This is a genomic window from Nocardia sp. NPDC057353 (genome assembly GCF_042667085.1).
Classification (GTDB): Bacteria; Actinomycetota; Actinomycetes; order Mycobacteriales; family Mycobacteriaceae; genus Nocardia.
The window spans coordinates 86,523-104,678 of the sequence record NZ_JBHVAK010000019.1; the positions used below are offsets into that span (position 1 = coordinate 86,523).

At 73.2% G+C, this 18,156-nt stretch carries 16 protein-coding genes; 6 read left to right on the forward strand and 10 right to left on the reverse strand.

Annotation, left to right across the window (positions count from 1 at the left end; all coding sequences use genetic code 11):
- Position 1 precedes the first annotated feature (1 nt).
- Complete coding sequence (locus ACFUUZ_RS12730; protein WP_378695494.1) at positions 2-877, forward strand: alpha/beta hydrolase; 876 nt, start codon at positions 2-4, stop codon at positions 875-877.
- 4 nt (positions 878-881) lie between these two features.
- Here the strand turns inward: ACFUUZ_RS12730 and ACFUUZ_RS12735 are convergent, their stop codons facing one another.
- The 5 genes from ACFUUZ_RS12735 to ACFUUZ_RS12755 all read right to left on the reverse strand — a co-directional run bounded on the left by ACFUUZ_RS12735 (position 882) and on the right by ACFUUZ_RS12755 (position 9,610).
- A complete protein-coding gene (locus tag ACFUUZ_RS12735) occupies positions 882-2,321 on the reverse strand; it encodes a metallopeptidase (RefSeq protein WP_378695496.1) in 1,440 nt (479 codons plus the stop codon).
- A gap of 72 nt (positions 2,322-2,393) precedes the next feature.
- Positions 2,394-3,365, reverse strand: a complete 972-nt coding sequence (locus ACFUUZ_RS12740; RefSeq protein ID WP_378695498.1) for an endonuclease/exonuclease/phosphatase family protein — start codon at positions 3,363-3,365, stop codon at positions 2,394-2,396.
- 184 nt (positions 3,366-3,549) lie between these two features.
- Positions 3,550-6,561, reverse strand: a complete 3,012-nt coding sequence (locus tag ACFUUZ_RS12745) for a bifunctional [glutamine synthetase] adenylyltransferase/[glutamine synthetase]-adenylyl-L-tyrosine phosphorylase (protein ID WP_378695500.1) — start codon at positions 6,559-6,561, stop codon at positions 3,550-3,552.
- Positions 6,562-6,580: 19 nt separating this feature from the next.
- The gene (glnA, locus tag ACFUUZ_RS12750) at positions 6,581-7,921 is read right to left on the reverse strand and encodes a type I glutamate--ammonia ligase (protein WP_378695502.1); all 1,341 of its coding nucleotides are present in this window, start codon (positions 7,919-7,921) and stop codon (positions 6,581-6,583) included.
- Positions 7,922-8,032: 111 nt separating this feature from the next.
- A complete protein-coding gene (locus ACFUUZ_RS12755) occupies positions 8,033-9,610 on the reverse strand; it encodes an alpha/beta hydrolase (RefSeq protein WP_378695504.1) in 1,578 nt (525 codons plus the stop codon).
- A gap of 195 nt (positions 9,611-9,805) precedes the next feature.
- On the opposite strand from ACFUUZ_RS12755, the gene panB reads away from it, so the two are divergent.
- The 4 genes from panB to ACFUUZ_RS12775 are packed head-to-tail and all read left to right on the forward strand — an operon-like array spanning position 9,806 to position 13,103.
- A complete protein-coding gene (gene panB / locus ACFUUZ_RS12760; protein ID WP_378695506.1) occupies positions 9,806-10,660 on the forward strand; it encodes a 3-methyl-2-oxobutanoate hydroxymethyltransferase in 855 nt (284 codons plus the stop codon).
- Positions 10,661-10,717: 57 nt separating this feature from the next.
- Positions 10,718-11,167, forward strand: a complete 450-nt coding sequence (locus tag ACFUUZ_RS12765; RefSeq protein ID WP_378695508.1) for a hypothetical protein — start codon at positions 10,718-10,720, stop codon at positions 11,165-11,167.
- Positions 11,167-12,132 carry a prolyl aminopeptidase gene (gene pip, locus ACFUUZ_RS12770; RefSeq protein WP_378695509.1) on the forward strand — a complete coding sequence of 322 codons (966 nt, stop codon included), beginning with the start codon at positions 11,167-11,169 and terminating at the stop codon, positions 12,130-12,132. The genes ACFUUZ_RS12765 and pip overlap by 1 nt, the downstream gene beginning before the upstream one ends.
- Positions 12,129-13,103: a CHAD domain-containing protein gene (locus ACFUUZ_RS12775; protein WP_378695511.1), complete on the forward strand. Its 975-nt coding sequence runs from the start codon at positions 12,129-12,131 to the stop codon at positions 13,101-13,103. Before pip ends, ACFUUZ_RS12775 begins: the two co-directional genes overlap by 4 nt.
- 85 nt (positions 13,104-13,188) lie before the next feature.
- Here ACFUUZ_RS12775 and ACFUUZ_RS12780 read toward each other — a convergent pair whose 3' ends face one another.
- From ACFUUZ_RS12780 to ACFUUZ_RS12800, 5 genes are all read right to left on the reverse strand, one after another.
- Positions 13,189-13,620, reverse strand: coding sequence for a hypothetical protein (locus ACFUUZ_RS12780; protein ID WP_378695513.1), 432 nt, complete (start codon positions 13,618-13,620; stop codon positions 13,189-13,191).
- Complete coding sequence (locus ACFUUZ_RS12785; RefSeq protein ID WP_378695515.1) at positions 13,617-14,891, reverse strand: polymorphic toxin type 44 domain-containing protein; 1,275 nt, start codon at positions 14,889-14,891, stop codon at positions 13,617-13,619. The genes ACFUUZ_RS12780 and ACFUUZ_RS12785 overlap by 4 nt, the downstream gene beginning before the upstream one ends.
- Positions 14,892-14,938: 47 nt before the next feature.
- Positions 14,939-15,250, reverse strand: a complete 312-nt coding sequence (locus ACFUUZ_RS12790; protein ID WP_378695517.1) for a hypothetical protein — start codon at positions 15,248-15,250, stop codon at positions 14,939-14,941.
- Between the two features lie 421 nt (positions 15,251-15,671).
- Positions 15,672-17,114: an RNB domain-containing ribonuclease gene (locus ACFUUZ_RS12795; protein WP_378695519.1), complete on the reverse strand. Its 1,443-nt coding sequence runs from the start codon at positions 17,112-17,114 to the stop codon at positions 15,672-15,674.
- 11 nt (positions 17,115-17,125) lie between these two features.
- Positions 17,126-17,458, reverse strand: coding sequence for a hypothetical protein (locus ACFUUZ_RS12800; RefSeq protein WP_378695520.1), 333 nt, complete (start codon positions 17,456-17,458; stop codon positions 17,126-17,128).
- A gap of 221 nt (positions 17,459-17,679) precedes the next feature.
- Between ACFUUZ_RS12800 and ACFUUZ_RS12805 the strand changes: the two genes are divergently transcribed.
- Positions 17,680-18,057 (forward strand): hypothetical protein, encoded by a 378-nt coding sequence (locus ACFUUZ_RS12805; RefSeq protein ID WP_378695521.1) that lies wholly within the window; start codon positions 17,680-17,682, stop codon positions 18,055-18,057.
- Positions 18,058-18,156: the final 99 nt, after the last annotated feature.

Consider the following 18,156-nt stretch of genomic DNA (forward strand, 5'->3'; position numbering starts at 1 on the left):
CATGGCCGGCTTCACCACGAACGGCTTTCCGGAGAGCGGCACCTTCGACGGCACCGGCGGGCGGGTGGCCTGGTACACCAGGCAGCCCGGGGGCGCGCCGCGCGGGGTGGTGATCCTGGTGCACGGCGTCGCCGAGCACGCCGGGCGCTACGCCGAGCTGGCCGAGCACCTCACCGGCCACGGCTTCGCCGTCTACACCTTCGACCACATCGGCCACGGCGGCTCGGCCGGGGCGGGCACCGCGAACATCGGCTCGATGGACGCCGCCGCCGACAACGCGGCCGCGTTGCTGGCCAGGGCGACGGCGGCGCACCCGCGGGCGCCGCGCTTCCTGCTCGGCCACTCGATGGGCAGCCTGGTGGTGCTGCACCTGCTCACCAGGGGCACGCCGCCGGAGCTGGCCGGGGTGGTGCTCTCCGCGCCGCCGCTCGACATCCCGCTCGGCAACCCGGTGCAGCGGCTGCTCGCCCCGCTGCTCACCCGCGCGCTGCCCGGGCTCGGCGTGCTGCAGCTGGACTCCGCCGACATCAGCCGCGACCCCGAGGTGGTGCGCCGGTACGACGAGGACCCGCTGGTCTTCCGGGGCAAGCTGCCCGCCCGGACCGCGGTCGAGATCATGGACACGGCGGATCGGATCAAGGGGCGGCTCGGCCGGGTCAGCCAGCCGCTGCTGGTGCTGCACGGCACCGGCGACACCATCGCCGCGCCCTCCAGCGCGGACCTGCTGGACCAGCGCGTCACCTCGGCGGACAAGTGCGTGCTCCGGTACGACGGCCTCTACCACGAGGTCTTCAACGAACCGGAGCGCGCCGCCGTCTTCGCCGACCTGACCGGCTGGCTGCGGGCGCGCAGCGCGCCCGCGCACCCGTCGGCCTGACCCGCTACGCGAACCGGGTGTAGCAGGCCTGCTCGCCCTCCAGCACGCCGAGCCGGAACGCCTCCAGCCTGGCGAAGCCGCTCGCCACCACCGCGCCGTCCACGTCGCTCGCGACGAAGCCGTCGGCGAGCAGCCCGGAGACCGCCTCGTCCAGGTCGCCCGCGGAGAGCCGGGGATCGCTGCCCTCCTCGCTGAGCGCGGTGGTGACCGCGCCGGAGAGGCAGGCGGTGCGCAGCCCCGCGCTCTCCGCGCCGGTCAGCGCCATGCCGCGGTCGCGCTGCACCGCGAGGGTGTAGCGGGAGACGAAGGCGACGAAGGCGTTGTAGTCACCGCTGACGATGGCCGAGAGCGGGGCGTCCGCGCCCTGCTGCGGCCCGCCGCGCTCGGCCAGCTCGGCGATGTCGGTGCCGATGGTGTCGGTGTCCGGGCAGTAGGCCACCGGCTCGGTGGGGGTCGCCCCGGCGCAGCGGGCGCCGACGCCGTCGTAGTCGAAGGTGGGCGCCTTCGACAGCGGCATGATCCGGTCGAGCGCGGCGGCCATGCTGACCAGGGACTCCTCGTCGACCGGGAGCTGCCCCTCCTCCTCGCCGTACTCGAAGGTGACCGGGAGGCTGCCGCGGCGCGCCTCGATCTCGGCCTGGTCGATCCGGGTGCAGCCCGCGACGCCGTCGGTGTAGCCGACCTGCACCGCGGTGATCCGCTCGAAGGCGGTGCCGTGCACGTTGTCCGGGTCGTTGGGGTCGCGGTCCCGGACCGCGACGGTGGCGCCGAGCACGGCGTTCAGGCCGTCGGTGGTGTTCAGGGTGAAGTGCGCGGAGTCGCCCTCGGCGACGTAGCGCAGGAAGGCGCCCGCCAGGCAGTCCGCCTGCTGCTCCTGAACCAGCGTCGGGGTGGCGCGGTTCGACATCTTCGCCTGCCCCTGCACGGCGTGGCCGTACTCGTGCGCGAGCACCATGACGACGGCCATGTCGTCGAAGCTCTTCACCAGCTCGGGCAGCAGCACCCCGCGGTCCCAGCCGATCGAGTGGTCGCGGCCGCAGTAGGCGGCGTTCACGAACTCGTAGGTGTCCTCGCCGCAGAACTCGACGGCCTCGTTCCGCGGCGCGGTCGCGTCCCAGGAGATGATCTTCGTGACCGGGCGGAAGTCGCCCTGGAAGTGCTCCGGCCACTCGGCCTGCCAGAAGCTCTCGACGTCGGCGAGCGCGTTCAGCGCGAGCGTGTCCATGGCGCCGCCGTCGCCGTTCTCGGCGGTCTTGGTGCTGTCCGGCACGCCGTCGCGCGGGCCGCTCGGCCCGGTGCTCGAGGTGGAACCGGCGATCTGCCACGGGTTCTCGGCCGCGGTGGCGGCGCGTGGCTCGTCATTGGTGAAGCCGCTGGCGCAGCCGGTGAGCAGCAGCCCGGTCGCCAGCAGCGCCGCGCAGAGCCGCGGCATGGTCGTTCGCATTCGGTTGTCCTCCCCGGAAAGCACCGTCGAGCGTTCACATGCTAATCGCAGGCGGCGCGGGCGGCGTATCGCTCAGCCTGCCAGGCGGAGCCGGGCCAGGACGGCGCGGTGGTCGGAGCCGGGAACGGTGATGGTGCGCACGGATTCGGCGGTGCCGTCCGCGAGCAGCACGTGGTCGATGCCGATCAGCGGGCCCCAGGCGCGGTCCGCCGGGAAGGTGAGCTGCGGTCCGGCGCCCGCGAGTTCGGCGGCGTCGGCGAAGCGGTGGTCGAGCAGCGCGCGGTAGGCGGTGTGGTCGCGGGTGGCGTTGAAGTCGGCGCCGACCACGACCGGGCCGGTGGTGGCGGCGAGGATCTCGCGGGTGCGGGCCATCTCGTGGGTCCAGGCGCCGAAGTTGATCGGGGGCGGCATGGGGTGGAAGTTCAGCACCGTGATCGCGCCCAGGTCGGGGTGGTCGACGGTGACGCCGAGGTTCGCCATCTCGAACCCGTCGAAGCGGCGCTCGTCGCGGAGCGGGTAGCGGCTGTAGATGCCGCCGCCACCGCCGCCGGGGCGCGCCTCCAGGTAGCGGTGGGGCAGGTCGGTCGCGAGCCCGGCGGCGTCCAGCCGGGTCGCCGCCTCCGCGGTGAGCTCCTGGACGGTGAGCACGTCGACCCGCTCGTCGCGCACCAGGGCGCGCACCGCCTCGGTGTCGGCCTCGCCGAAGAGCAAGTTGGACTGCAGGACGGTGAGCGGCGGGCCGTTGCCCGCGTGGCCGTCGGTGACGAAGAGCGGGAGCTGGGTCCAGCAGGCGCCCGCCAGCACGGCCAGCGCGAGCGCGCCGGAGCGGTAGCTCTTCGCCACCGCGAAGCAGAGCAGCGCGAGGACCGCGCCGAGCATCAGGTACGGGGCGAAGGAGGCGAGCAGTACCGCCGAGAAGCGCTGCGAGACGCCGTAGTGCAGGGCGATGCCGAGCAGGGCGGTGGCGACGGCAAGCCAGCCGAGCGCCGCGCTGAGCCGGTGCCACCAGCGCCGCGGGCGAGGCGAGGCGGGCGGGCCCGCCATGCCCGGCCGCGCCGGACCTGCGGTACGGGCCGTCGGCTCGTCGCCGCTGTCCGGCCGTGGCGGAGTGTCGAAGCGGGCTGTCGGTTGATCGGTGTCCTGCCCCGTCCCCGGGGCACGGCTGTGCTCGGCCCCCCGGGGATCGCGGCCCGTGAGGGGTGCGCGGTCCATGCGGGCGAGCCTACCGTCAGCCGCCGAAGACCCGCTCCACGACGGCCTTCGCCCTGCGGGTGACGCGCAGGTAGTTGTCCAGGAACTCGCCGCCGTCGTCGGTGGGCCAGCCCGCGACCTTGGCGACGGCGGAGAGCAGCGGGCCCGGGCCGGGCAGCTGGTCGCTGGGCTTGCCGCGCACCAGCACCAGCGCGTTGCGGGCCGCGGTCGCGGTGATCCAGGCGTCGCGCAGCAGCCCCACGTCCTCGGCGTCGAGCAGCCCGGTCTCGGCGATGACGTCCAGCGACTGCAGCGTCGAGGTGTTGTGCAGCCCCCGCACCTCGTGCGCGTGCCGCAGCTGCAGCAGCTGCACCGTCCACTCGATGTCGGCGAGCCCGCCGCGGCCCAGCTTGGTGTGCGTGGCCGGGTCGGCGCCGCGCGGCAGCCGCTCGGCGTCGACCCTGGCCTTGATCCGCCGGATCTCGCGCACCGCCTCCGCGGAGACCCCGCCCTTCGGGTAGCGCACCTCGTCGACGACGTGCAGGAAGCGCACGCCGAGCTCCTGGTCGCCCGCGACCTGGTGGGCGCGGAGCAGCGCCTGCATCTCCCACGGCTGCGCCCACTGCCGGTAGTAGGCGGCGTAGGCGGCGAGGGTGCGCACCAGCGGCCCGTTCCGCCCCTCCGGCCGCAGCCCGGCGTCCACCTGCAGCGGCGGGTCGGTGCTCGGCGCGCCGAGCAGTTTCTGCAGCCGGTCGGCGACGCTGTTGGCCCACTTCACGGCCTTGGTCTCGTCGGCGCCGGGCCGCGGGTCGCAGACGAAGAGCACGTCGGCGTCGGAGCCGTACCCCAGCTCCATGCCGCCGAGCCTGCCCATGCCGATCACCGCGAAGTCGGCGGGCGCGGGCTCCCTCGTCTCCCGCTCGTCGGAGCGCACGATGGCGCGCAGCGACGCCTCCAGCACCGCCACCCAGACCGAGGAGAGCGCCCGGCACACCTGCGGGACGTCGAGCAGCCCGAGCAGGTCGGCCGAGGCCACCCTGGCCAGCTCGTGCCTGCGCAGCGAGCGGGCCGCGGCGACGGCGCGCCTGGCGTCGTCGTAGCGGGCGGCGGCGGTGAGGATGCCGCGCGCGACCTCCTCCGGCTGGGTGCGGCAGAGCAGCGGCCCCTGCGGGCCGTCGGCGTAGAGCCGGATCGTCTCCGGTGCGTTGATCAGCAGGTCCGGCAGGTACGCCGAGGAGCCGAGCACGATCATCAGCCGCTGCGCCACCGCGCCCTCGTCGCGCAGCTCGCGCAGGAACCAGGTCTGCTCGTCCAGCGCCTCGGAGACCCGGCGGTAGGCGAGCAGCCCGGCGTCCGGGTTCGGGGTGTCGCCGAGCCACTCCAGCAGCGTCGGCAGCAGCAGCGTCTGGATCCGGCCCTTGCGCGCGACCCCGCCGGTGAGCGCGCGCAGGTGCCCGAGCGCGTGCTCCGGCTCGGCGTACCCGAGCGCGGCCAGCTGGCGCACCGCCGCCTCCGGGCTGAGCCGCAGCGCGTCCGAGTCCAGCCGGGCCACCGATTCCAGCAGCGGCCGGTAGAAGAGCTTGGCGTGCAGCCTGCGCACCCGGACGGTGTTCCGCCGGATCTCGCTGACCAGCACCCCGCCCGCGTCCTGCCTGCCGTCCGGGCGCATGTGCGCGGCGCGGGCCAGCCAGCGCAGCCCCTCCTCGTCGTCGGCCGCGGGCAGCGTGTGCGTGCGCTTGAGCCGCTGCAGCTGCAGCCGGTGCTCCAGCAGCCGCAGGAACTCGTAGGAGGCGGTGAGGTTGGCGGCGTCGTCGCGGCCGATGTAGCCGCGGTCGGCCAGCGCGGCCAGCGCCTCGGTGGTGTTCTGCACGTGCAGCGCCTCGTCCACCCTGCCGTGCACGAGCTGCAGCAGCTGCACCGCGAACTCGACGTCGCGCAGGCTGCCGTGGCCCAGCTTGAGTTCGCGCTCGCGCAGGTCGGCGGGGACCAGGTCCTCCACCCGGCGGCGCATGGCGCGCACGTCGGCGACGAAGTCGGGGCGCTCGGAGGCGGTCCACACCATGGGCATGAGCGCGTCCCGGTAGGCGAGGCCGAGCTCGAGGTCGCCGGTGGCGGGGCGGTTCTTGAGCAGCGCCTGGAACTCCCAGGTGCGGGCCCAGCGCTGGTAGTAGGCGAGGTGCGAGTCCAGGGTGCGCACCAGCGCGCCCGCCTTGCCCTCGGGGCGCAGCGCGGCGTCCACCTCGAAGAAGGCGGTGCCGCCGACGGTCATGAGCTCGGCGGCGAGCCGGGTGGCGGTGGCGTCGGCGGGCTCGGCCACGAAGAGCACGTCCACGTCGCTGACGTAGTTGAGCTCGCGGGCCCCGGTCTTGCCCATGGCGATCACCGCCAGCCTGACCTCGAGCGGCCGGTCCTTGCAGACCCGGGCGATCGCGACCGCGAGCGCCGCGGTGAGCGCGGCGTCGGCCATGTCGGCGAGCTGCCTGCCGACCACGGCGTAGGGCAGCACCGGCTCGTTCTCCACGGTGGCGGCGAGATCCTGCGCGGCGAGCAGCATGAGCTGGTCGCGGTACCGCTTGCGCAGCAGCGGAACGACCTCGGGCCCGCTGCGCCCGGCCCGGAAGACCAGCGGCCCTGCGGCCGGGCCCTGCTCCGGCACCGCCTCGACCACGGCGAGCAGCTCGGCGCGCAGCTGCTCGGCGGTCGGCAGCTCCGTGCGGCGCAGCTCGGTCCAGGCGGCCGGGTCGGCGACCAGGTGGTCGCCGAGCGCGCTGGAGGCGCCGAGCAGCGCGAAGAGCCTGCCGCGCAGCGACTTGTCCGTGCGCAGCGCGGAATCCAGCTCGGCCCACCCGGTTCCGAGCGCCTCGCGCAGCCGCATCAGGGTGGTCAGCGCCAGGTCGGCGTCGGGCGCCCGGGAGAGCGCCCACAGCACCGGGATGCCGTCGACGTTGTCCCACCCCAGCTCGCGCAGGTCGGCGGCGGCGTTCGGCTCGAGCAGACCGAGCCGTCCGACGCCGGGAACAGCTGAACGCGCAGTCGGGGGCCGGACCATACCGCCAAAACTACAGGGCTTACAGCCCCATGTACTCGCGCAGCTCCCACGGCGTGACCTGGCTGCGGTAGTCGGCCCACTCCCGGCGCTTGTTGCGCAGGAAGAAGTCGAAGACGTGCTCGCCGAGCGCCTCGGCCACCAGCTCGGACTTCTCCATGGCGGCCAGCGCCTCGTCCAGCGTGCCGGGCAGCTCGCGGAAGCCCATGGCGCGGCGCTCGGCCGGGGTCAGCGACCAGACGTCGTCCTCGGCCTCCGGGGGCAGCGTGTACCCCTTCTCGATGCCGCGCAGCCCGGCCGCGAGCAGCACCGCGAAGGTCAGGTACGGGTTGCAGGCGGAGTCGGGGCTGCGGATCTCGACCCGGCGCGAGGAGGACTTGTTCGGCGTGTACATCGGCACCCGGACCAGCGCGGAGCGGTTGGACCGGCCCCAGGAGGCCGCGGTCGGCGCCTCGCCGCCGTGGATCAGCCGCTTGTAGGAGTTCACCCACTGGTTGGTGACGGCGCTGATCTCCGGCGCGTGCTCCAGGATGCCCGCGATGAAGGCGCGCGCGGTGGCGGAGAGGTTCTGCGGGTCGTCCGGGTCGTGGAAGGCGTTGGCCTCGCCCTCGAACAGGCTCATGTGGGTGTGCATGGCCGAGCCCGGGTACTGCGAGAACGGCTTGGGCATGAAGGTCGCGCGCACGCCCTCGTCGATCGCCACCTCCTTGATGAGGTAGCGGAAGGTCATCACGTTGTCGGCCATGGAGAGCGCGTCGGCGTAGCGCAGGTCGATCTCCTGCTGGCCGGGCGCGCCCTCGTGGTGGCTGAACTCCACCGAGATGCCCATGGACTCCAGCGCGTCGATGGCGTGCCTGCGGAAGTTCGGCGCCGAGTCGTGCACCGCCTGGTCGAAGAAGCCGCCGGTGTCGGCCGGGATCGGGTCGCTGCCGTCCGCCGGGCCGTTCTTCAGCAGGAAGAACTCGATCTCCGGGTGCACGTAGCAGCTGAACCCGACATCGCCCGCCTTGTTCAGCTGGCGGCGCAGCACGTGCCTCGGGTCGGCCCAGGAGGGCGAGCCGTCCGGCATGGTGATGTCGCAGAACATGCGCGCGGAGTGCTGGTGGCCCTTGCTGGAGGCCCACGGCAGCACCTGGAAGGTGGAGGGATCGGGGCGGGCGACCATGTCGGCCTCGGAGACCCGGGCGAAGCCCTCGATCGCCGAGCCGTCGAACCCGATACCCTCTTCGAAGGCGCCCTCGAGTTCGGCCGGGGCGATCGCCACGGATTTCAGGTAGCCGAGCACGTCGGTGAACCAGAGCCGCACGAAGCGGATGTCACGTTCCTCGAGGGTCCGCAGCACGAATTCCTTCTGGCGATCCATGGTGGCGAGCGTAAGCACCCGGCGTTAAATCCGTGTTACATGCGGACACGACTTCGCTACGGCTTCATTCGGTACAGAGCGCACAGCTCGCGCGCGGCCGCGGTGAGCCGCTCAGCAGGTGAGCCCGGGCGCCGGTTCGGTCAGGTTCACCAGGTACTCCACCACCGCCCGGTCCACGCACTGCACCCCGGCGACCAGCGCCACCGTGTGCCGGTTGCCGCGGTAGGTGATGAGCGCGGCGCCCAGCTGCTCGGCCAGCTCGACCCCGGCCTGGTACGGCGTCGCCGGGTCCTCGGTGGTGGAGACGACCACGGTCTTCGGCAGCCCCGGCGCCTCGATCCGGCGCGGGTTGCCCGAGTTCGGCACCGGCCAGGAGGCGCAGAGCTCCAGCGGCGCGGCGCCGGTGCCGCGGCCGTCGTCCAGGAACGGCGCGGCCCTGCGGTAGTCGGTGTCCTGCCTGCCCGCGATCGCCGGGTCGGTGATCCGCGGGTCGTCGACGCAGCGGATGGCGTTGAAGGCGTCCTGGGTGTTGTCGTAGCTGCCGTCCTCGCGCCTGCCGTCGTACATGTCGGCGAGCTGCAGCAGGGTGTCGCCGCGGCCGTCGCGCAGCTCGGCCAGGCCGAGGGTGAGCACCTGCCACAGGTCGTCGGTGTAGAGCGCCTGCTGCACGCCGGTGATGGCGTCGCCGTAGCTGAGGCCGCGGGTGTCGGTGGTGGCGGCGGGGCGCTCGGCGAGCGGGTCCACCAGGGCGCGGAAGCGGCTCACCGCGGCGGTGCGGTCGGTGCCGAGCGGGCAGTCGGGGTCCTCGGCGCACTTCGCGGCGTAGCCGTCGAAGGCGAGCTGGAAGCCCGCGGCCTGGCGCAGCGATTCGGCGACCGGGTCGCTGGCCGGGTCGACGGCGGCGTCCAGCACCAGCGCGCGCACCCGGTCCGGGAACTTCTCGGCGTAGGCCGCGCCGATCCTGGTGCCGTAGGAGTAGCCGAGGTAGTTCAGCTTCGGGTCGCCGAGCACGGCGCGCGCCACGTCCATGTCCTGCACCACCTCGCGGGTGCCGACGTGCGCGAGGAAGTCGGCGCCGGTGCGGTCGGCGCAGCGCCCGGCGTACTCCCGGTTCTCCGCCTCGGCGGCGGCGATGCCCGCCGGGTCGTTGTCCAGCGGCGGCTCGGCGCGCTCCGCGTCCGCCTCCTGCGGGGTCAGGCAGGCGATCACCGGCTCCGAGGCCCCGACCCCGCGCGGGTCGAAGCCGATCCGGTCGAACCGCTCGGCCAGCGGGGTGCCCGCGCCGACGCCCGCCATGCCGAGCCCGGAGACGCCGGGGCCGCCGGGGTTGAACAGCAGCGAGCCGATCTTCGGCCCGCTCGCGGGGATCCGGGAGAGCGCGATCTTCGCGGTCGGGCCGTCCGGGCGCGCGTAGTCGACCGGGACCTCGATCCTGGTGCACTCGATGTTCGGCGCCACGCGCTCGCCCTCGCCGACGAAGTCCGCGCAGGACCCCCACTCCGGCCGCTGGTCGTAGAAGCGCTCCAGCCTCGCGGGGGTGGGCGGCAGCGCCGCGGGCTCGTCGCGGTCGATGGTGCAACCGGTCAGCGCGGCCCCGGTCAGCGCGAGCAGCGCCACCCCCGCCCGCGTTCCGCCGCGCACCGGCCGTCCTGCCGTCCTGCTGTCCCGCCATCCGCGCACCGATCGCATGCCGACGATCCTGGCAGAACCAGGCGACCGGGTCGGCACCGCGCGAGTCCCGCGCGCCGCAGGCCGGGGTCCGCCCTGTGATCGATCGCACCGCCGGAGGCCGCTGTGCCGCCTCCGGGGGCGGTGGCACACTGGAACCGTCACCCCACCCGGGGACCCGTATCGGGCCTCGAGGAATCGACGAAAGGGACGACGATGTCCGTATCCGGTGCCGAAACCCCCGCCTACGGCGCTGCCACCACGGCCGCCCCCGCCCGCCGCAAGACCCGCGTGCAGCACCTCGCCCAGCTGAAGGCCGCGGGCGAGAAGTGGTCCATGCTCACCGCCTACGACTACTCGACGGCCCGGCTGTTCGAGGAGGCGGGCATCCCGGTGCTGCTGGTCGGCGACTCCGCGGCGAACGTCGTCTACGGCTACGACACCACCGTCCCGATCACCGCCGAGGAGCTGCTCCCGCTGGTCCGCGGCGTGGTCAGGGGCGCGCCGAGCGCGCTGGTCGTGGCCGACCTGCCGTTCGGCAGCTACGAGTCGTCGGCGCAGCAGGCGCTGGCCACCGCCACCCGCTTCCTCAAGGAGGGGCAGGCGCACGCGGTCAAGCTGGAGGGCGGCGAGCGGGTCGCCGAGCAGATCGCGCACGTCACCGCCGCCGGGATCCCGGTCATGGCCCACATCGGCTTCACCCCGCAGAGCGTGAACACGCTCGGCGGCTTCCGGGTGCAGGGCCGCGGCGACGGCGCCGAGCAGCTGATCGCCGACGCCATCGCGGTCCAGGAGGCGGGCGCCTTCGCCGTGGTGATGGAGATGGTCCCGGCCGAGCTGGCGGGCCAGGTCACGCGCAAGCTCACCATCCCGACCGTCGGCATCGGCGCCGGGGCCGAGTGCGACGCCCAGGTGCTGGTCTGGCAGGACATGGCGGGCTACACCAGCGGGAAGACGGCGAAGTTCGTGAAGCGCTTCGGCGCGGTCGGGGACGCGCTGCGCGACGCCGCGGCGGGCTACGCCGACGAGGTGCGGCGCGGCACCTTCCCGGCGCCGGAGCACACCTTCTGACCGGAGCCGGTGGCAGACTCGGGGGAACCGAATCACCCGAACGACACAGAGGTTCCGATGCCGCTCCCCCGTTGGATGTCCCGTAGCGCGCTGTTCGGCGCCGCCCTGCTCGGCGCGGTCGCGCTGACCGCATGCGGCGGTACGACGAGCACGCCGACCGGCAGCGCGGGCAGTACCACCACCGCGCCGAGCAGCACCGCGCCCGGCCCGGCGACCACGCCGGGCGCGGGCGCCCCGCTCACCGTGCCCGCCGCGGCCGCCACCGACCTGTGCAACATGCTGCGCCCCGAGCTCTCCAACTTCCGGGTGCAGGGCCCGACGCTGGGCCGGATCGGGCTGAACGCCCTCGTGCACGAGTGGGCGCTGCGCAACGGCGGCATCAACGGGCAGGTGCTCGCGGACAAGGCGGTCGTGGACCGCACGCTGACCGGTGCCTGCCCGGACGTGCACCAGCAGGCGATCGAGGCGCTCGGGCTGCCGAACCTGGCCGCGGGGATCGCCTTCTGATGCGCACCCTCTACCCGCCGATCACCCCGCACGACAGCGGCATGCTCGCGGTCGGCGACGGCCAGGCGCTGTACTGGGAGGTGAGCGGGAACCCCGCGGGCAAGCCGGTGGTGTTCCTGCACGGCGGGCCCGGCGGCGGCACCGCGCCGTTCCACCGGCAGTTCTTCGACCCGGCGGCCTACCGCATCGTGCTCTTCGACCAGCGCGGCTGCGGGCGCTCGACGCCGCACGTGGCGGACGGCGCCGACCTGGCGGCGAACACGACGCCGCACCTGATCGCCGACATCGAGGCGCTGCGCACAAGGCTCGGCATCGAGCGCTGGCAGGTCTTCGGCGGGTCGTGGGGCTCGACGCTGGCGCTCGCCTACGCGCAGCGGTACCCGGAGCGCGTCACCGAGCTGGTGCTGCGCGGCATCTTCCTGCTCCGCCGGAAGGAAATCGACTGGTATTACAACGGCTCCGCCGGGTACCTCTACCCCGAGGAGTGGGAGCGGTTCCTGGCACCCGTGCCGGAATCCGAACGCGACGGCGACCTGGTCGAGGCCTACCACCGGCTGCTGCACTCCCCGGACGAGGAGCGGGCGCTGCGGGCCGCGGTCGCCTGGTCCACCTGGGAGGGCGCGACCAGTTCGCTGCTGCCGCAGCCGGACCGGGTCGCCGAGACCGCCGAGCCGCGCTTCGCGCTGGCGTTCGCGCGGATCGAGAACCACTACTTCCGCCACGGCGGTTTCCTCGACGAGGGGCAGCTGCTGCGCGACATCGGCGCGCTGGCGGGCGTTCCGGGCGTGATCGTCCAGGGCAGACACGACGTGGTGTGCCCGGCGACCAGCGCCTGGGAGCTGCACCGGGCCTGGCCGGGTTCGGAGCTGCACATGATCGGCGACGCGGGGCACGCGGCCGCCGAACCGGGAATCACCCATCGCCTCGTCGAGGCGACCGATCGTTTCGCGAAGGAATCACCATGACCGCCACCGCGGGAGCCGCCGCCGTCACCGCGCTGGGCGAGGACACCGACCGCCTGCTGGCCGCCGAGCCCGCGGTGCGGGCGGACGCACCGGACTCGGTGCACCAGATGCGGGTCGCGACCCGCCGCCTCCGCAGCGTGCTCCGCTCCTACGGGAGCCTCTTCGAAGCCGAACCCGCCGCCGAGCTCGGCGCCGAGCTGAAGTGGCTGGCCGGGGTGCTCGGCGAGGCTCGCGATGCCGAGGTGCGGGCCGAGCGGTTCGCCGGGCTGGTCGAGGCGCACTCCAAGCGCGGCACGGTGCGCCGGGACGCGCTCGGCACCCGGCTGGTCCGGGCCGAGCGGGACCGGTACACCGCCGCGCACGCCGCCGTGCTGGAGGCGCTGGACGGCGAGCGCTACGCCGAGCTGCACACCGCACTGGCGCTCTGGCGCGAATCGCCGCCGCTGCTGCCGACCCACGCGCAGCTGCCCGCGCCGCAGGTCTTCGAGGGGATTCTGCGCGCCGACCGGAAGCGGCTCACCAAGAAGGCGAAGAAGCTGGAGTCGCTCTCCGGCGCCGAGCGGGTCGAGCTGCTGCACGACATCCGCAAGGCGGCCAAGCGGCTGCGGTACTCGTGCGAGGCGGCGACCGAGAGCATCGGCCCCGAGGCCGCGGCGGCCGGGGATCGGGCCAAGAAGTTGCAGACCGTGCTCGGTGACCACCAGGACGCGGTGGAGTCGCGGGCCGCGATCCTGGTCCGGGCGGGCGAGGCCGAGGCCGACGGTGGTTCCCGGCGGATCTACGCCGAGCTCGCCAAGGCGGAGAAGAAGGCGGCGCGCAAGGCGGTGGCCAAGTACCCGGAGGCGCTGGCGAAGCTGAAGGAGCACGGGCACGTGCGTGCCCCCGAGCCCGAGAAGAACACCGCCTCGGCGGGCGAGAAGGTCACCGTCGCCGCCCGCAACGGCAGCGGCCCCGCCGTACACGCAGGCTAGACGGCCGGAGACGGACGCCGGGTCGGTGCAGTCGAACGCGGCCGCACCGACCTCCGAGATCCAAATCGAACGGGCGGTGCCGCGCCTACAGGGGCACCCAGGTCGGCCACCACGGCGGCGTGTTCCCCGGCGGGCAGACGGGGTGCACGATCGTGCCCCCCGGGTCGTGCAGCCACACCATCATGATCCACAGCGCCGCCAGCGACCCTGACAGACACAGCAGCAGGGTCGCAGGCACCCGGATCAGCGCAGGCACTCGGGTACCGAGCCGGTGCCCGAGGAGCAGCACCGCCACCCACCACACCCCGACCGCGACCGCGTTCGGGAACCACATCAGCAGCAGGATCCACCCATCACCCGGACCGGCCGCGTCGCAATCCCGCCACGACCTCGCGACGGTATCGGTGATCAGCTTCGAGGTACCGATCCCAGCGGTGCCTGCGACGATCAGGTACAGCATGTACAGCCGCAACGATGGCCAGGTCGCCCGCGGCGCGGCGGAACCGCGCGCCGTCACTGGGTCACCCGCAGCTGCGTGGTCGGCTTTCCCGCGCTCAGCGCCGATTCCATCTCGTTCATCGCCTGCGCGATACCTTCGTGCAGCTGTATCTGCGTGAGATCGCTGCCGTAGCGCTCGTAGAGCTGGACGCCGACGCGCATGGTGATGTCGTCACCCGCGTCGTTCACGCCGGTCGCGCCGTCGTTGAGGTTGGCTGCCGCGATCAGGCTCTCCTCGGGGAATCCTGCCGCTCGGCCGACATATCCGTAGTGGATATTGGAGTAGATGTCGTAGAAAACCGCCCGATTCTGCGACGGATCCTTGAAGTAGTAGTCGTCCTCCGCGGCCAGACCGAACTTCTCCTGGAGGATCGGCTTGTGGTCCCACGGCCCGCCCGTCTTCACCATGTCGTAGAACTGCAGTGCGGACGCCGCTGTGTCGGTGGTGGCCGGCGAGGCGATCTCCCACCAGTTCGGGTCGTTCAGCTGCGACATGCGTTCCACCTCGGCCGAGGCGACGTTCGTCTTCATCTCGTGGAAGATGAACTCTCCCGCCCGGGTGAATCGGTTCTCACTCTCGGTGTAGTCGTCGAGGTTCATCTGGGTGTCCGCCAGTTGCTGCCATTTGCCGTATTCGTTCCGCGCCCGGTCGATGGCGTTGTCGATGGGCTCACCCGTGATCGAATCGACGCCGGTCCCCGCGTACTTCAGCGCGACAAGGCGATCGAGCTCCGCCCTGGCGGCAGCGACCTGCTCCGCGGTCTGCGGGGAGGCCGCCGATTTCCGGGAGTTCCCGGCGCCGAATTGGTTGCCACGGGCGCGAATCTCCTGTGCATTCGTTGCGATCAGGGTGCTGAATTCGTCGATCGCGGTGTCGAGCCCGCTCAGCGCGGTGTCGATCGTGTCCTGGTGTGCTCGCAGCCGAGCGGGGATAGTCGTGAACCGCGGATTCTTCGCGTCGATCGGCGACTCGAGGGTATCGAGGTCGACCAGCCAGGTATCGCCGACGGTGAAGGTCGCGGCGGTGGTCGAGTCGCTCTCGACGTCGCCGACCCTGGCGCGGACGTTGCTCCGTTCGCTCTCCAACCGGCCGGCGGCCGCGTCCAGCGCATCCGCGAACTCGCCGTTCTCGATGCCGAGCTTCCGGCCCTCGTCGACGTGCTCGGCAATGCGATCCCCCGCGGCGTCCGCGGCCTTCCCGAGCCACCGGGTATCGGCGAAGTGGGTACTCATGCGCCGGAGCGCGTCCTGATAGGAGGTGGTGCCCGCTCGGATCTCGGCCGCCCACACGCGGAGTCTGTCGATATCCCACCTGTCGAGTTCGGATCGCGTCGGCATCAGCGCTGTCCGCCCGCCGAGTCGAAGGCCATCGCGCTCAGCTTCCGCGTGAACTCGTCCTCGGTCATCGAGGAGTTGTCGGCGCACGCGACGAGCAAGGTCGACAGTTCGGCCAGCCGCCGCGCGACCCGTAGCCACGCGCCCTCGATGTACTCACCCGCGGTCGCACAACCCGCCCCGATCGCGCAGCCGGGCAATGCGGTGCGCATGGTGGTGCCGGTCGTGCGCACATCGATCCGGTCGATCGCGACTCCCACCTCGGCCACGGTGGTCGCCAGCGTGCGCAGCTGCTGAATATCGGCCTCGAGCATGATTCGATCCCCCTGCTGAATCGGCGCCCACCCCTAGGCGCCGGACCTCGACAGCATGAGCCCGCCGTCACCCTCCGCCGTACACCGCACCCGTCGCCGCGGGGCTGCTGTCGGATCGCCGCGCGCCGAGGACCGAGGCCGGTCGAGGGTTGCTACGGCCGGTGACCGGTCGGCGTCGGTGTCACCGCTCCGGCGCAGGTCCGGTGCGCCGTGTTCGCCAGGGTATCGCCGCGCTTCGCGCGCGTGGCGGATTCAGTCAATCCGGCGCGTGCCCGATCCGGCATAGCGGCGCCGGCGCAGCGAGCCAGGCAGATATCGGTGATGACGTGGTCGGAGAGGCGGCACAGCGGGGCGGTGCCCCGCTCGGTGGTGGATCGCCGTCCCGGCGGCCACGACGGCCGCGTGCCCGGCCGACCACACATCAGGGGACTCGGTAGCCGAACTCCACCTTGCGCGCTGCCGGGTCGGCCCGGGTCAGGCGGGCGCGGATGCGGGAGCCCTCCGGGGGGTCGCCGGTGCAGGGGGCGAGGACCGGCGGGTCGGCGACGAAGATCTCGGCGGGCTTGTTGCCCGCGGCCTCGCGCAGGACGACCGCGTCGAACTCCGCGCCGACCCGGGGCGCGAGCAGCGCCGCTTCGGTGCGGTCCACGCAGGCCCGGTCCACCCGGTTCGCCGTGGTGTCGCTGCGCTTCATGGCGTCGGCGGCGGCGGTCATCCCGGTGCGCACCCAGGCCGGGATCTCGGTGTCCACGCAGCGGGCCAGGCAGATCTCGGTGGTGAAGCGGTCGGAGAGCCGCCGCAGCGGGGCGGTGACGTGCGCGTACGGCGCGCCGAGGCCGCTGTGCGCCGGGTCGTCCGGTGGCGTGACGGGCGCGCCGTCGACGCCGAAGGGGCGGTAGGCGGCGCCCCGCAGCAGCGTCGTCGCCTCGGAGTTGAGGACCAGCCCGGCGGGGGTGTTCGGGTCGAGCCCGGCCAGCATGCGGCCGACCGGCAGCTCGGCGGGCCAGGCGACGCCGAGCGCGGCGGCGGTGCGGCGCATGGCGGCGACCGCGGAGTCCGGCGGGGCGGGCATGGTGCGCAGCAGCCCGGCGGGTACCGCGGCGTCCAGCATGATCCGCGCCGCGCACATCCCGACCAGCAGCGAGACCTGCTCGTTCCAGTCGTCGGCGGCGGTGCGCGGCTCCAGCACGAGCCGCCAGCGCCCGTCCGCGCCGTCGTCGGCGACGACGCTCTGCGCGGGCAGCCGCAGCGCGATGGCGCCGCGTTCCAGCCCGGCCTCGATGCGCAGCGCGCCGAACTCGGGGAGCGCCGCGATCGCGGCGGGCAGCGTCCCGGCGTCGGCGGCGGCCTGCACCCCGGCGTAGTCGAGGCGGGCGCGGGACCGGATCAGGGCGCGCTCGACGCGGTAGCTCCGCGGAGCGGCGTGCTCGTCCAGCTCGACGGTCCACAGCGCGACCGGCCGGTCCACGTCGGGCAGCAGGCTGGCGGCGTCCTCGGCGAGCACCGGCGGGTGCAGCGGGGTGCTGCCGTCGGGGAGGTAGTAGGTCTGGCCGCGGGAGCGGGTCTCCGCGGCCAGCGCGCCGTCCGGCCTGACCACCGCGGCCACGTCGGCGATGGCGTAGTGCAGGGTGAAGCCGGTGCCGGTGCGGGTGAGGTGCACGGCCTGGTCCAGGTCCATGGCACCGGGTGGATCGATGGTGACGAAGGCGAGGTCGGTCCGGTCACGGCGAAGGCCCGCGAACGCGTCGATCGCGTCGCGGGCCTCCGTGACCGCTGCGGCCGGGTACTCCGTCGGGAGGTCGAATTCGGTCCGTACGGCGTCGAAGTCGACCGGTGCGGAGCGGATCCGCTGATGGAGTCCCACGGGGGCAGATGCTACTGCAGCGCCAGCATGGTGCCGTTGAGCTCGTTCAGCGGCCCGTAGACCGTGAACGTGACGCGCCCGTTCGGCACCTGGGTGGAGACGTCGGCGGCGGCGTCCAGCGCCGTGCCGAAGGAGGCCGCCGACGGGTGCGGCAGCCCGGCGATAGCGAGACCGACATTGTTCTGCGACACGAACGCGGTGTCGGCCGGGCTGAGGTCGACCTGCACCCCGCCCGGCAGCGGGGTCACCGCGACGGCACCGGCCGAACCGGCCCCGAGAGCGGCGAAAACCGAAGCGGCACCGGCGATCAGGGCACCGGCGACCAGAGAACGAACTACCCGCATGAAGATGAGACCTGCTTCCCACGATCGGAAATGAATCGGCCCTGAGCTGCCCGGCGAGCACCCGGCGCGGGGCCTTGCCAACGGCGAACACTCTATGACGGTGATCACGGCATCCGCCAGTCACGGGAAGGTCACCATCCGGCCACCGGACGGCCGTTCGTCGCCTCCCGTTCACGTCGCACGGGGGGCGCCGTCGTTTCCGGGCCGCTAGCATCCCGCCCGTGATCAGAACGAACGCCGCCGTCGCGGCCTGTGCCACCGCCCTCACCCTGGTTCTCGCCGGGTGCGGCGGGGACGATGCCACCGCGACGTCCAGCTCCAGCTCCGCCGCGGCAACCACCTCGGCGCCGCAGCTCGTCGACGCCGTGAAGGCGGGCACCTTCGTCATCAGCTTCCGCAGCGCCTTCCCGGCGCTGGCGAGCGGCAAGGACGACGCCGCGCTCGGCAACACGCTCAACCAGACCTGCGCCGACATCAGGGCGGGCGAGCCGGAGGCCGAGATCAGGGACGCGGTCGCGGAGCGGGTGGCGGCGAACGGCAAGAACGCGAGCCCGGAGGAGGCGGCCGCCATCTTCCAGATGGTCAAGATGATGTGCTGATCCCCGCGCAGCGGGAACGGCCGTGGGGCGCCCCGGGGCGGGGGGGGGCCGGCCCGGCGCGGGCGGTGTGTTTATGACAAATACCCGGCCCCCAGACGT